Origin of the sequence: Falsiroseomonas oryziterrae (assembly GCF_021864505.1) — a bacterium.
GTDB classification, from domain to species: Bacteria; Pseudomonadota; Alphaproteobacteria; order Acetobacterales; family Acetobacteraceae; genus Falsiroseomonas; species Falsiroseomonas oryziterrae.
In genome coordinates, this window is the sequence record NZ_JAKJIB010000077.1 from 1 (window position 1) to 13,633 (window position 13,633).

The 13,633-nt window shown below is 72.0% G+C and carries 12 protein-coding genes and 1 tRNA gene; 10 read left to right on the plus strand and 3 right to left on the minus strand.

Features of this window, described 5'->3' with window-relative positions; genetic code table 11:
* From L2I40_RS08880 to L2I40_RS08895, 4 genes are all read left to right on the plus strand, one after another.
* The coding region (locus L2I40_RS08880; protein WP_456305737.1) for a phenylalanine--tRNA ligase subunit beta-related protein at positions 1–989 on the plus strand (989 nt) is incomplete at its 5' end.
* Entirely contained in the window at positions 986–2,167 is a 1,182-nt protein-coding gene (locus tag L2I40_RS08885) for an MFS transporter (RefSeq protein WP_237214545.1), read from the plus strand. The genes L2I40_RS08880 and L2I40_RS08885, both read left to right, overlap by 4 nt.
* Positions 2,168–2,222: 55 nt before the next feature.
* Positions 2,223–4,028 (plus strand): translation elongation factor 4, encoded by a 1,806-nt coding sequence (gene lepA, locus L2I40_RS08890; RefSeq protein ID WP_237214546.1) that lies wholly within the window; start codon positions 2,223–2,225, stop codon positions 4,026–4,028.
* Positions 4,029–4,103: 75 nt separating this feature from the next.
* Positions 4,104–5,261, plus strand: a complete 1,158-nt coding sequence (locus L2I40_RS08895; RefSeq protein ID WP_237214547.1) for a sensor histidine kinase — start codon at positions 4,104–4,106, stop codon at positions 5,259–5,261.
* A 54-nt stretch (positions 5,262–5,315) separates the two neighbouring features.
* Here the strand turns inward: L2I40_RS08895 and L2I40_RS08900 are convergent, their stop codons facing one another.
* A complete protein-coding gene (locus L2I40_RS08900) occupies positions 5,316–6,296 on the minus strand; it encodes a Bug family tripartite tricarboxylate transporter substrate binding protein (RefSeq protein WP_237214548.1) in 981 nt (326 codons plus the stop codon).
* Between the two features lie 231 nt (positions 6,297–6,527).
* Here L2I40_RS08900 and L2I40_RS08905 point away from each other — a divergent pair, with 231 nt between their 5' ends.
* From L2I40_RS08905 to L2I40_RS08915, 3 genes are all read left to right on the plus strand, one after another.
* On the plus strand, positions 6,528–7,511 hold the full coding sequence (locus L2I40_RS08905) for a tripartite tricarboxylate transporter substrate-binding protein (protein WP_237214549.1): 984 nt from the start codon (positions 6,528–6,530) through the stop codon (positions 7,509–7,511).
* 107 nt (positions 7,512–7,618) lie between these two features.
* A tRNA-Ser gene (locus L2I40_RS08910) sits at positions 7,619–7,708 on the plus strand.
* Positions 7,709–7,945: 237 nt separating this feature from the next.
* A complete protein-coding gene (locus L2I40_RS08915) occupies positions 7,946–8,911 on the plus strand; it encodes a Bug family tripartite tricarboxylate transporter substrate binding protein (RefSeq protein ID WP_237214550.1) in 966 nt (321 codons plus the stop codon).
* Between the two features lie 79 nt (positions 8,912–8,990).
* Here L2I40_RS08915 and L2I40_RS08920 read toward each other — a convergent pair whose 3' ends face one another.
* Positions 8,991–10,613: an ABC-F family ATP-binding cassette domain-containing protein gene (locus L2I40_RS08920; RefSeq protein WP_237214551.1), complete on the minus strand. Its 1,623-nt coding sequence runs from the start codon at positions 10,611–10,613 to the stop codon at positions 8,991–8,993.
* Between the two features lie 112 nt (positions 10,614–10,725).
* Positions 10,726–11,415: a glutathione S-transferase N-terminal domain-containing protein gene (locus tag L2I40_RS08925; RefSeq protein ID WP_237214552.1), complete on the minus strand. Its 690-nt coding sequence runs from the start codon at positions 11,413–11,415 to the stop codon at positions 10,726–10,728.
* 135 nt (positions 11,416–11,550) lie between these two features.
* Between L2I40_RS08925 and L2I40_RS08930 the strand changes: the two genes are divergently transcribed.
* The 3 genes from L2I40_RS08930 to L2I40_RS08940 form a co-directional block, all read left to right on the plus strand.
* Entirely contained in the window at positions 11,551–12,861 is a 1,311-nt protein-coding gene (locus L2I40_RS08930; protein ID WP_237214553.1) for a M20/M25/M40 family metallo-hydrolase, read from the plus strand.
* Positions 12,862–12,900: 39 nt separating this feature from the next.
* Positions 12,901–13,350 carry a large conductance mechanosensitive channel protein MscL gene (gene mscL, locus L2I40_RS08935; RefSeq protein ID WP_237214554.1) on the plus strand — a complete coding sequence of 150 codons (450 nt, stop codon included), beginning with the start codon at positions 12,901–12,903 and terminating at the stop codon, positions 13,348–13,350.
* A 100-nt stretch (positions 13,351–13,450) separates the two neighbouring features.
* On the plus strand, positions 13,451–13,633 hold a 183-nt coding region (locus L2I40_RS08940; RefSeq protein ID WP_237214555.1), incomplete at its 3' end, for a hypothetical protein.

Genomic DNA, 13,633 nt, shown 5'->3' on the forward strand with positions numbered 1-13,633 from the left:
GCGGGCTCGATGCCGTGCCGCCCGTCTCGCTGCCCGTCGCCTCGCCGGTGCCGCGGCCCGCGCTGTCGCCGAAGCAGGCGCGCGCGGCGCTCGCGCGACGCGTGCTGGCGGCGCGCGGCATGCAGGATTGCGTGACCTACGGCTTCCTGGCGCGCGACCAGGCCGCGCTGTTCGGCGACACCCCGGACAGCCTGCGGCTCGAGAACCCGATCGCCTCGGACCTCGACCAGATGCGCCCGACCCCGGTTGCCTCGCTGGCGATGGCGGCGGCACGCAACGCGGCGCGTGGCTTCGGCGACGTGGCGCTCGCCGAGATCGGCGGCGCCTATCGCGAGCCGGCCTCCGGCAGCAGCCAGCTTGCGGTGGCGGCCGGGCTGCGCGCCGGGATGACGGGCGCGAACTGGGCCGCGCCGGCGCGCGCGGTGGATTGGCTCGACGCCAAGGGCGACGCGCTGGCGGTGCTGGCCGCGCTCAGCGTGCCGATGGCGGCGGTGCAGGTGACCGCGGATGCGCCGGGCTACTACCACCCCGGCCGCTCCGGCGTGCTGCGGCAGGGGCCGAAGACGGTGCTGGCGACCTTCGGCGAGCTGCATCCGCGGATCCGCTCGGCACTCGACATTCCCGGCGCGGCGGTGGCCTTCGAGGTGTTCCTCGATGCGATCGCGGAGCCGAAGCGGCGGAAGAAGGGCGTGCCCGACCTGCCGGCCTTCCAGCCGGTCCGGCGCGACTTCGCCTTCCTGGTGGATGCGACGGTGCCGGCCGAGGCGCTGCTGCGGGCCGCGCGCGGCGCCGACAAGGCGCTGGTCGCGGATGTCGTGCTGTTCGACCGCTACGCCGGCGACAAGCTGCCGGAGGGCAAGGTGAGCCTCGCGATCCAAGTGACGCTGCAGCCGCGCGAGCGGACGCTGACCGACGCCGAGATCGAGGCTGCCGGACAGAAGGTGGTCGCGGCGGTCGCGAAGGCGACGGGCGCGAGCCTGCGCGCGTGAGCGCGCCCGACGGCAAGGCGCGGCACCTCTTCGTGCTGTGCCTTGCCGTCGTGCTGACGCTGTCAGTCTGGTTCGCCGGCACGGCGGCGGTGCCGGACCTGCTCGCGGCCGGGCTGGTCACGCCGGGGCACGCAGGCTGGCTGACGGCCGCGGTGCAGCTCGGCTTCGTGGCGGGGACGCTGGTTTCGGCCGTGCTGTCGTTGGCCGACCGGTACGACCCGCGGCGGCTGTTCCTGGCCTCCGCGCTGCTCGCCTCGGCGGCGACGCTGGCACAGACGCAGGTCGCGCCCTCCGGCGGCGTGGCGCTGGCGCTGCGCTTCGTGGCCGGCGCGGCGATTGCGGGCGTCTATCCCGTGGGAATGAAGCTCGCGGCGTCCTGGGCGCGCGGCGATGTCGGGCTGCTGATCGGGCTGCTGGTGGGGGCGCTGACGCTGGGCTCCGCCCTGCCCCACCTGATCCCGACGCTGCTCGGCGGGATCGGCTGGCAGGCGGCCTATCTCGGGGCCGGGGTGCTGGCCGCGCTGGGCGGCGTCGCGATCCTCGCCTTCCGGCCCGGGCCACTGCTCGGCGCGCGGCCGCCCTTCCGGCCGGCCCAGGCGCTGGAAGCATGGCGGAACAAGGGGTTGCGGCTCGCGAACCTCGGCTACCTGGGCCACATGTGGGAGCTGTATGCGGCCTGGGCCTGGATCGGGCTGTTCCTGGCCAGCGTGCTGGGCGGGCCGCCGGGGGCGGCGGGGCCCTGGGTGTTCGGCGTGCTGGCGGCCGGGGCGGTGGGCTGCGTGGTGGCCGGCGTTGTGGCGGATCGCTGGGACCGGGCGGCGACAGCCGCGCTCTGCATGCTCGTCTCCGGGTCCTGCGCGCTGCTGGTCGGGCCGGCCTCGGCCGTCGGGGTGTGGCTCGTGATCCTGGTGGCGCTGGTCTGGGGCTTCGCGGTGGTGGCGGATTCGGCGCAGTTCAGCGCCTGCATCGTCACCCTCTCGCCGCCCGACTATGTCGGCACGATGCTGACGGTGCAGACCTGCATGGGCTTCCTGCTGACCGTGCTGGCGATCGGGATCGTCCCGGCGGCGGTCGCCTGGCTCGGCTGGACCTGGGCCTTCGCGGTGCTCGCACCCGGCCCCCTGCTCGGGGCCTGGGCGATGTGGCGGCTGCGGCCGATCCTCGCGGCGCGAGGCTGAGCTTTCCAGGGCGGCCGCGACCCCCTATCTGAGCGGCGAACCCTCAGGCCCCCGCATGACCGACGTCCCGCTTTCGCGCATCCGCAACTTCTCGATCATCGCGCATATCGACCACGGCAAGTCGACGCTCGCCGACCGGCTGATCCAGTCGACCGGCGCCGTGACCGCGCGCGAGATGAAGGAACAGCTCCTCGACAACATGGAGCTCGAGCGCGAGCGCGGCATCACCATCAAGGCGCAGACCGTCCGGCTGAACTACCAGGCCAAGGACGGGCAGACCTACACGCTGAACCTCATGGACACGCCGGGCCATGTGGACTTCGCCTATGAGGTATCGCGCAGCCTGGCCGCCTGCGAGGGCTCGCTGCTGGTCGTGGACGCCTCCCAGGGGGTCGAGGCGCAGACGCTGGCGAACGTGTACCAGGCGATCGACGCCAACCACGAGATCGTGCCGGTCCTCAACAAGATCGACCTGCCGGCCGCCGAGCCCGACCGGGTGAAGCAGCAGATCGAAGACGTGATCGGCCTCGATGCCTCCGACGCCGTCATGATCAGCGCCAAGACGGGGCTGAACATCGAGGGCGTGCTGGAGGCGATCGTGACCCGCCTGCCGCCTCCCAAGGGCGACGTGAACGCCACCACCAAGGCGCTGCTCGTGGACAGCTGGTACGACGCCTATCTCGGCGTCGTCGTCCTGGTGCGCGTGAAGGATGGCGAGCTCCGCAAGGGGCAGCGCATCCGCATGATGTCGAACGGCTCGGTCCACACGATCGAGCAGGTCGGCGTCTTCACGCCGAAGATGGTGCCGGTGGACCGGCTCAGCCCTGGCGAGATGGGCTTCGTCACCGCGGCGATCAAAACCGTGGCCGACACCAATGTCGGCGACACCATCACGGACGACCGCAACCCCGCGGGCGCGCCGCTGCCGGGCTTCAAGCCCTCCATCCCCGTGGTCTGGTGCGGCCTGTATCCCGTGGACGCCGACGATTTCGAGAAGCTGCGCGAGAGCCTGGCGAAGCTGCGGCTGAACGACGCCTCCTTCCACTTCGAGCCCGAGACCTCGGCCGCGCTCGGCTTCGGCTATCGCTGCGGCTTCCTCGGCCTGCTGCACCTCGAGATCATCCAGGAGCGGCTGTCGCGCGAGTTCGACCTCGACCTGATCGCGACCGCGCCCTCGGTCGTCTACAAGATCCGCAAGACCAACGGCGAGGAGATCGAGCTGCACAACCCGGCCGACATGCCGGACGGCAGCGTGGTGGACGTGATCGAGGAGCCCTGGATCAAGGCCACCATCATGGTGCCCGACGACTACCTCGGCCCCGTGCTGACGCTCTGCAACGAGCGGCGCGGCCGGCAGATCGAGCTGACCTATGTCGGCAACCGCGCCATGGCGGTCTATCGCCTGCCGCTGAACGAGGTGGTGTTCGACTTCTACGACCGACTGAAGTCGGTGAGCCGCGGCTACGCCAGCTTCGACTACCAGCAGGACGGCTACGAGGAAGGCGACCTCGTGAAGATCTCCATCCTGGTGAATGCCGAGCCGGTGGATGCGTTGTCCTTCATGGCGCATCGAAGTGCCGCCGAGCGGCGCGGGCGGCAGATCTGCGAGAAGCTGAAGGAGCTGATCCCGCGCCAGCTCTTCAAGATCCCGATCCAGGCCGCGATCGGCGGGCGCGTCATCGCGCGCGAGACGATCAGCGCGCTGTCGAAGGACGTCACCGCCAAGTGCTACGGCGGCGACATCACGCGCAAGCGCAAGCTCCTCGAGAAGCAGAAGGAGGGCAAGAAGCGCATGCGGCAGTTCGGCAAGGTCGAGATCCCGCAGAGCGCGTTCATCGCAGCCCTCAAGATGGACGCCTGAGGCGCCGCGCGCCGGGTGACCCGGCGCGCCCTCCGCCTTGCGCGGGACGCCGGCCAGCAGTCATGTTGGCCGGCCATGCCCGATCAACCTTCCGTATCGGCTCCCCCCGAAGGGGACCCGGCGCTCGCGGCGCTCCGCGCGCGACTCGACCTGCTGGAGGCGGAGAAGGCGGCGATCCTGCGCGCCCTCACGGATGGCGGGGCGCCGGCGGACGCGACCGACGATATCGGCGGGATGCTGCGGCTCGCGCAGGACGCGGGCGGCATCTGCTCCTGGCAGTGGGACGTGCAGACGGGGGCGCTGCGCTGGTCTGACAGCTGCCACCTGCTGCACGGCACCGGGCCGGCGGAAGCGCCGAGCTACGAGCGCTGGTTCTCCGGCATCCACCCGCTGGACCGCGACCAGGTCCAGTCGGCGCTGGAGCACGTGCTGGCGGGCGGCAGCGACAGCTGGGACACCGAGTTCCGCTACACCCGGCACGACGACGGGTCGGTGCGCTGGCTGGTCGGACGCGGGCGCGTGATGCGCGACCCCGCGACCGGCGCCCCGCAGCGCCTGCTCGGCATCGGGCTCGACATCACGGCCATCAAGGCTGCGGAGGAGCGGCAGGCGCTCCTGATGCAGGAGCTGGATCACCGTGTCCGCAACCTGCTGGCCGTGGTGCAGGCGGCGCTGCGCCTGACGCCCAAGGGCGACCCCGAAGCCTATGCGCGAGCCGTCGAGGGACGCATCGCCGCCCTCGCCCGCGCGCACGGGATGCTGGCGGCGGCGCGCTGGGGCGGGTCGGATTTGCGCGACCTGTTGGCAGGGGAACTCGCCGCGTTCCTCGATGGGCGGCGCGTCGAGCTCGATGGGCCGTCCGTGATGCTGCCGGCGCGCATCACCCAGGCGCTGGCGATGACGGTGCACGAGCTTGCCACCAACGCGGTGAAGCATGGCGCGCTGTCCGGCCCGCAGGGGCGCATCGCGGTCAGCTGGGCGGTTTCGCCCCACGGGACGGAGGGGCCGCTGCTCTCGATCCGATGGGCAGAGCGTGGCGGGCCGCCGGCGGCCGCGCCGCGCCGCCGCGGCTTCGGCTCGCGCGTGCTGGACGCGGCAATCCGCGTCCAGCTCAAGGGCACGTTCCAGAAGGACTGGGGCGCAGAGGGCCTGGTTTGCCGACTGGACGTCCCGCTCGGCGCGGACGGCACCGAGACCTCCAGGGTGGCGCCACGCTCCCCCCGGCCGAAGTGACGTCGCGGATGGGTGGAACGGCGCCCTCGGGCGGCTCCACCCCTCCGGAAGGCGTCAGCTCTCGACGGTGATGTTCGCCTCGCGCACCACGCGGGCCCACTGCTCGCGCTCGCGGCGGGCGAAGTCGGCGAGCTCGGCGGGGGTGGAGGGCTCGAGAACGCCGGCCTGCTGGCGGAACACCTCGACCGTCTGCGGGTGCGTGCCGGCCTGGCGGACCGCCTCGTTCAGGCGCTGGATGATCGGCGCGGGCGTGCGCGCCGGGGCGAAGAGCGCGAGCCACAGGCCGGTGGCGAGCGGCACGCCGAGTTCCTGCAGCGTCGGCACGTTCGGCGTCAGCTCCACGCGCTGCGGATGCGCCAGCGCGATGATGCGCGCCCGGTTGTCCACCGCCAGGCTGTTCGCGCCGCCGACGGGGAGCATCATGCTGTCCACCTGCGCGGCCGTGACGGCCTGCATGCCCGGCGCCTGCGCCGCGAAGGGGACGTGGAGCTTCTCGAAGTTCTGGTGGCGGGCCACGAATTCGAAGGCGAGGTGCGAGGAGGAGCCGACGCCCCAGGAGGCGTGGGAGAGCCGCCCGGCCTCGCGCCGCGCCTCGCGCACGAAGCTGGCGAAATCGGTGATCTCGCGGCGGTGCGCGCCGACCATCAGGGCGAAGGGCACCCGGGTCACCATCGAGATCGGCGCGAAATCCGTCTCGTCATTGTACTGCAGGTTGCGGAAGGTCGAACGGTTGATCGCGAAGGTGTCGGTGATGCCCATGGTGATCGTGGTGCCGTCGGCGGGCGCGCGGGCGGCGGCGAGCGTGCCGATGGTGCCGTTCGCCCCCGGCCGGTTCTCCACGATCACCGGCTGCCCGAGGGCGGCCTGCAGGCCGGCGGCGGTGCCGCGGCTGATCACGTCGGTGATGCCGCCCGCATTGTAGGGGACGATGATGCGGATCGGGCGGTCCGGCCAATTGGCCTGCGCCGAGGCAAGGCGCGGCGCGGCGAGGAGGGCAGCGGCGCCGGCGAGCGCCCCGCGACGGGAGAGCTTCATCACTTGGACATTCCCTGTTTGGATTACGCGCGGTTCATCTTCCGTCCATGTGCGGAGAGTCAAGCGAGATCTTTTCAGGTTACAATTTTCCCTGAAGCGGGCTGCCTTACGCCCGCCACGCGCGTATGGATCGGGGAACTGGCGCGATCCGGGCGGCTCGCCTACATGCTGCGGACACGCGCACCGGCCCCCGCCGGCGGGCCAACATGAACCCAACGTGGAGACGCCATCATGATCCTTCTCGGCAAGCGGGCCCTTCTGGGCGCGGCAGCGGGCCTCGCTCTCTCGGCGCCGGCCCTGGCGCAGGGCACCTACCCGACCCGCCCGATCAGCATGATCATCCCCTTCGCCGCCGGCGGACCGACGGACACGGTCGGCCGCCTGATCGCGCAGGTGATGGGCAACGACCTCGGCCAGACGGTGGTCGTTGAGAATGTCGGCGGCGCCGGCGGCACGCTCGGCGCCCAGCGCGTCGCGCAGGCGCGTCCCGACGGCTACACGATCCTGCTGCACCACATCGGGATGAGCACCATCCCGACGCTCTATCGCCGTCTGGCCTACGACGCCGTCAACGGCTTCGAGACGATAGGCCTGGTGACCGAGGTGCCGATGACGCTGGTCGCGCGCCGCAACTTCCCGGCCAACAACCTGGCCGAGATGGTGCAGGTGATCCGCCGCGACCGCGACCGCATCAACCTGGCGAATGCCGGCGTCGGCGCGGCGAGCCACCTGTGCGGCCTGCTGTTCCAGAAGGCGCTCGACACCGCGGTGACCACCGTTCCGTATCGCGGCACCGGCCCGGCGATGAACGACCTCGTCGCGGGCACGGTGGACGTGATGTGCGACCAGACCACCAACACGGTGGAGCAGATCCGCGCCGGCACGATCCGCGGCTTCGCGGTGACGACGCCGTCCCGCATCGCCGCGCTTCCCGACATGCCGACGGCGGCCGAGGCCGGGCTCCCGAACTTCGAGGTCAGCGTGTGGCACGGCCTCTACGCGCCGCGGAACACGCCCGCGCCGGTCGTCGAGCGCCTGAACCGCGCGCTGGTGGCGGCGCTGCGCGACGAGAACATCGCGCGTCGCTTCGGCGACCTGGGCACCGAGCCGGTGGCGGTGGCGCGCGCCACGCCGCAGGCGCATCGCGAGTTCTGGCAGGCGGACATCGCGAAGTGGCGCCCGCTGATCCAGGCTGCCGGCCAGTTCGCCGACTGAGCCGGGCGTGATTCCGCCCCCGGCTGCAGCCGGGGGCGGCGTTCCGGCATGACGCCCGGCGGGGTTGCCGGTCCGGGGCCGGCTGGCTAGAACCCGCGGCCTGCGCTGGATGGGTGGCCGAGCGGTCGAAGGCGCACGCCTGGAAAGTGTGTAGACGTGAAAGCGTCTCGTGGGTTCGAATCCCACCCCATCCGCCACTGCGCCCCATCCGCCATTTCCCAGGTCAGCGATCATCGGTGCTGCTGCAGCGGCTGCACGGTCGGCAGCGATGGCAGGCACCGCAAGACCGCGTCCAGGTTCTGCATCACCGCCCGGCGTGACAGCGGATCGCGCCTACCCCGGCCGGCTGCGGCGCTGCGGCCGCGCCTCCTTTCAGGCGCGCAATCTCGCCGTTATATCCCTGTCATCGAATCGTTCCGCCCGGGAGGAACATGATGACGACACGCCGCCAACTGATCGGCGCCGCGCTTGCCGCACCTGTGCTGAGCCCCGCCTTCGCGCAGGCGCCGGCTTGGCCGCAGCGCCCGGTGCGCTTCGTCGTCGCCCTCGCGCCCGGCGGCTTCGTCGACCTGATCGGGCGGCTTGTGGCCGAGCACCTGACCGAGATCTGGGGCCAGGCGGTCGTCGTCGAGAACCGCCCCGGCGCTGGCGGCAACGTGGCCGCGCAGTTCATGGCGCGGGCGACGCCGGACGGCTATTCGGCGCTCGTCACCTCGGCGGCCTTCACGAGCAATCTCAGCCTGTCGCGCAATCCGGGCTACAGGGCGGAGCAGTTCCTGCCTGCGGCCGTCATCGCCGGCCAGCCGCAGCTCTTCCTCGTGCGCGCCGACAGCCAGATCCGGACGCTGCGCGACCTGGTGGAGGCGGCTCGGCGACGCCCGGTGAATTTCGGCTCGCCCGGCGTGGGATCCCCGGGCCATCTCCTGTCCGAGCTCCTGTTCAAGCGCGCCCCCGGCACGGACACGACGCACGTCGCCTATGCCGGGGGAGGACCTGCGATGACGGCGTTGCTCGCGGGCGACGTCGACATGGTGGCGACGGGCCTTGCGGCGGGGGTCCCGCTGATCCGGGGCGGCCGGGCGCGTGCCATCGCGGTGACCAGCGACCGCCGCAACCCGGCGCTGCCCGATGTGCCGACGGTCGCGGAATCGGGTGTCGAGCCGATCGTGGACAGCAACTGGGCCGGGGTGTTCTTCCCCGCCGGCACGCCGCAGGCGGTGCTGGAGCGCGTGAACGCCGATGTGCGCCGGGCGATGGAACGGCCGGCCTTCCAGGAGCGGCTCGCGACGATGGGCTTCGACGCGATCGGCGGGGACCTGGCCGCGGCGCAGGCCTTCGTCGCCAGCGAGATCGCGAAGTGGCGCGACATCGTCGCCACCGTGGGCGTGCAGATTGACTGACAGCGCGTCGGCGCCGACCGGCGGCGTTCCACGCGCGACGGGACGCAGACGCTCGGCCTGGGGCGGGCCGACGTCGTCGTCACATCCGTAGCCCCGGCGCCTCCTGTCCCGTGCGGGCGACGTATTCGCTGTAGCCGCCGTCGTAGTCGTGGAGGCCCTCGGGCGTCAGTTCCAGCACGCGGTTCGATAGCGCGGCCAGGAAGTGGCGGTCGTGGGAGACGAACAGCATCGTCCCCTCGTAGGCCGCCAGCGCCGCGATCAGCATCTCCTTCGTCGCCATGTCGAGGTGGTTGGTCGGCTCGTCGAGCACCAGGAAGTTCGGCGGGTCGTAGAGCATCCGCGCCATCACCAGCCGCGCCTTCTCGCCACCCGACAGCACGCGGCAGCGCTTCTCCACATCGTCGCCCGAGAACCCGAAGCAGCCAGCCAACGCGCGGAGCGAGCCCTGCCCCGCGCGCGGGAAGGCATCCTCCAGCGCCTGGAACACGGTCCGGTCGCCGTCCAGCAGCTCCATCGCGTGCTGCGCGAAATAGCCGAGCTTCACGCTCGCCCCCAACGTGACCGTGCCCGCATCGGGCTCCGTCGCGCCCGTGACCAGCTTCAGCAGCGTGGACTTGCCTGCGCCGTTGACGCCGAGCACGCAGCAGCGCTCCCGCCGCCGCACCAGCAGGTCGAGCCCGTCATAGATCACGCGGTTGCCGTAGCGCTTCGCCACCTTGCGCAGGCTCGCGACGTCGTCGCCGGAGCGCGGCGCGGGCGGGAACTCGAAGGACACGGACTGGCGGCGGCGCGGCGGCTCGACACGCTCGATCTTCTCGAGCTTCTTCACCCGGCTCTGCACCTGCGCGGCGTGGGAGGCGCGGGCCTTGAAGCGCTCGATGAAGTTGATCTCCTTCGCCAGCATGGCCTGCTGCCGCTCGAACTGCGCCTGCTGCTGGCGCTCGGCGATGGCGCGCTGCTGCTCATAGAATTCGTAGTCGCCGGAATAGGTGGTCAGCGTGCCGCCATCGATCTCGATCACCTTGCGCACGACGCGGTTCATGAAGGCGCGGTCGTGCGAGGTCATCAGCAGCGCGCCGTCGAATCCCGCCAGGAAGCCTTCCAGCCAGATCAGGCTTTCGAGATCCAGGTGGTTGCTCGGCTCGTCGAGCAGCATGACGTCGGGGCGCATCAGCAGGATGCGGCCGAGCGCGACGCGCATCTTCCACCCGCCCGACAGCGCGCCGACATCGCCGTCCATCATCTCCTGGCTGAAGCCGAGGCCCGCCAGCACCTCCCGCGCGCGGCCCTCCATCGCGTAGCCGCCGAGCTCCTCGAAGCGGGCCTGCACCTCGCCGAAGCGCTCGACCAGCGCGTCGAGCTCGTCGGCGCGATCGGGATCGGCGAGCGCGTGTTCCAGCTCGCGCAATTCGGCCGCGACCTCGCTGACCGGGCCGGCGCCGTCCATCACCTCGGCCACCGCGCTGCGGCCGGCCATCTCGCCGACATCCTGGCTGAAGAAGCCGATGGTCACGCCGCGCTCGACGATCACCTGGCCCTCGTCGGGCGGCTCCTGGCCGGTGATCATGCGGAACAGCGTCGTCTTGCCGGCGCCGTTCGGGCCGACGAGCCCGATCTTCTCGCCCCGCTGCAGCGCCGCCGACGCCTCGACGAACAGGATCTGTCGGCCGTTCTGCTTGCCGATGGTGTCGAGGCGGATCATCGAGGCCCGGTTTGTGGTGGTGCGGCGGGCTTATCGCACGGGTCGTGCCGCCTGGCAGGGCCGGCGCGCGCATGGCGGCCCGGCGCCGGGACGCAGCGTGGCGGTCAGGACCTCACGGCCAGGCGGCGCAGGCTTCCCAGCCGATCTGGCGTGCCTCGGCCTCGGCGCCGGCCACCCATTCCGCGACATAGGGGTGCGCCAGCACCGCCTCGGCGTAGGCCTGCGCATCGGGGGCGAGGGTGACGGAATAGGTGCGGAAGCGGCTCGCCATCGGCGCCCACATCGCATCGGCGAAGCAGAAGCGCGGCCCGAACAGGAAGGGCCCGCCCTGCCCCCAGGCTGCGCGGGTCTGCCGCCAGCTTTCCTGCACGCGCGCCACCTGCGCCTCCACCCCCGGCCGCCCGAGCAGCTTCACGTTGGAGGGGATGCCGTTCGCGATCGGCCAGCGCTTGACCAGGTTCATCGGCAGCGCCGAGCGCAGCTCGGCGAAGTGCGCATGCATCTCGGCGGCCGACATGCGCGCCGCGGTGCGCGCCTTCAGCTCGGCCGGCCAGATCTCGCAGCCCGGCGCGAGCTCCCAGAGGTATTCGGCGATCGCCATGGTGTCGGTGACGAGGAAGCCGTCATGCTCGAGCACCGGGATCAGGCCGGTCGGCGAGGCCTGGGCGAGCTTCTGCTTGCTGTCGGGGCGCGACAGGTAGAGCGTCTCGGCCTGGAAGGGCAGGCCGGACAGGCGGCAGGCGAGCCAGCCGCGCATCGTCCATGTCGAGGACCACTTGGCCCCGATGATCAGGCGCATCATCGCCCGTCCGCATGCTCCCCAGCAGCGACCGCGATGGGCGCAGCATGGGCACGCCGGTGCGCGGCCGGCAAGGGTCACGTTGACCGCCCCACCCGGCCCGCCGACCATCGCGGGACAGATAGCGGATGGGCGGCGATGGACGAGGCGATCGGGCGGCTGCGTGCGGCGGACGGATCGGGCGAGGCATCGCTCGCCTTGCTGCGGCGGCTGATCGGGCTGCAGCGCGAGGGGGAGGTCGCGGTGCAGGCCTGCCTCGCGGCGGCCTTCGAGGCCGCCGGCTGTGCGGTGGAGCGGCGGCGCTATCGACCGGCCGAGGTGACGCTGCGCGAGGAATTCGCCGACGGCTCCGCGATGGATGGCGAGGAGCGCGAGGCGGTTGTCGCGCGGCTGCCGGGCAGCGGCGGCGGGCGCAGCCTGATCCTGTTCGCGCATCCGGACAGCGAAAGGCTGCAGGCCGATCACGGCTGGCGCCACGACCCCTTCGCCGGCGTGGTCGAGAACGGGCGGCTGCATGGCTGGGGCGTGGCCGACGATCTCGCGGGCGTGACCACCATGGCCGCGGCGGCGCGGCTGCTGCGGGAGGCCGGCATCCGGCTGCGGGGCGACCTGATCATGGCCAGCACGCCGTCCAAGCGGCATGCGCGCGGGGTGCATGCGCTGCTGCATGGCGGCGTGACCGCCGACGCGGCGGTCTATCTCCACCCGGCGGAATCCGGGCTCGGCATGCGCGAGGTGAAGGCGCTGGCCCCGGGGCAGCTGATCTTCCGCATCGTCGTCCCGGGCCGCCTGCCGCCGACCGAGGAGCCGGGCCACGCCGCCTTCGCGCATCTCGCCGTCAACCCGATCGACAAGGCGATGGTGGTGCTGGCGGCGTTGCGCGCGCTGGACGCAAGGCGCGGCGCGCGCATCCGGCATCCGGTGCTGGACGCGGCGGTCGGGCGCTCCACCAACCTCCTGGTCGGCGACATCCGCGCGCTCGGCGATGGCCGCGCGAGCCGCGTGGCGCCGGCCGTGCAGCTCTCCTGCGCGCTGGCCTTCCCGCCGGGGGAGAAGCTGGCGGACGTGCAAGCCGAGGTCGAGGCGGCGATCGCCGAGGCCGCGCGCGCCGACGCATTCCTGCGCGAGACACCGCCCCAGCTCGTCTTCCTCTCCGGCGTCACCGGCGCCGAGGTGCCGGAGGGGCACGCGCTGTGGAACGCGACGGCGGAGGCGGTGCGGATCGGCACCGGCCAGGTGCCGCAGGTGAACCCGCTGCACACCTCCTCCGACATCCGCAACCCGATGGTGCAGTCCGGCATCCCTTGCGTGGGCCTCGGGCCGCTTTGCGGCGACCTGACGCAGAACGGCCGGCGCGACGAATGGGTGGACGCGGCGGATTACCGGCGCGGCGTGGTCGTGATCGCGGCGCTGGCCTGCCTCTGGTGCGGGGTCGCGCCCTCGGCCTAGGCTCCCGGCCGGACCGCCGAATCGCGAGAGGAGAGACGCATGGAATCGCCGATCCCGCTGAAGGAGCCCGCCTGGCTGCGCGAGTTCAAGGCCTTCATCATGCGGGGCAACGTGATCGACCTCGCGGTCGGCATCGTCATCGGCGCCGCCTTCACCACCATCGTCTCGAGCCTGGTCGAGGACCTGGTCAACCCGATCATCGGCCTGCTGATCGGCGGCATCGACTTCTCGAACCTGTTCATCGTGCTGTCGGGCGAGCGGAAGCCGTCGCTCGAGGCGACGCGGGCGGCCGGCGCATCCGTGCTGGCGGTCGGCGTCTTCATCAACGCGATCATCAAGTTCCTTATCGTCGCGATGGCGATCTTCTGGCTGCTGAAGGTGCTGACGAAGCTCCGCGTGCGCGAGGAGGCGAAGCCGAAGGAGCCGACGCCGACCGAGGCACTGCTCGCCGAGATCCGCGACGAGTTGCGCGCCCGCCCGAAGGTCTGAGGCCGAAGGTTTGGCCGGCGCGGCGCGCGCGGCCAAGGCCGAAGCCTAAGCCTAAGCCGCGGCGCTTGTGGCCGCCGGCCGTCGCGTCCACCTTCGCCGGGTGTCCGATCCCGTCCCGTCACGCGCGCCAGTCCTGGCGCTGCGCCTCCTGCTGCCGCATCTGCGTCCCTATCTCGGCCGCGCGCTGGGCGCCGCCGCGGCGCTGCTCGTCGCGGCGCTGCTGACGCTCGCGCTCGGCCAGGGCGTGGCGCGGCTGGTGGACAGCGGGCTCGCCGCGGGCAGC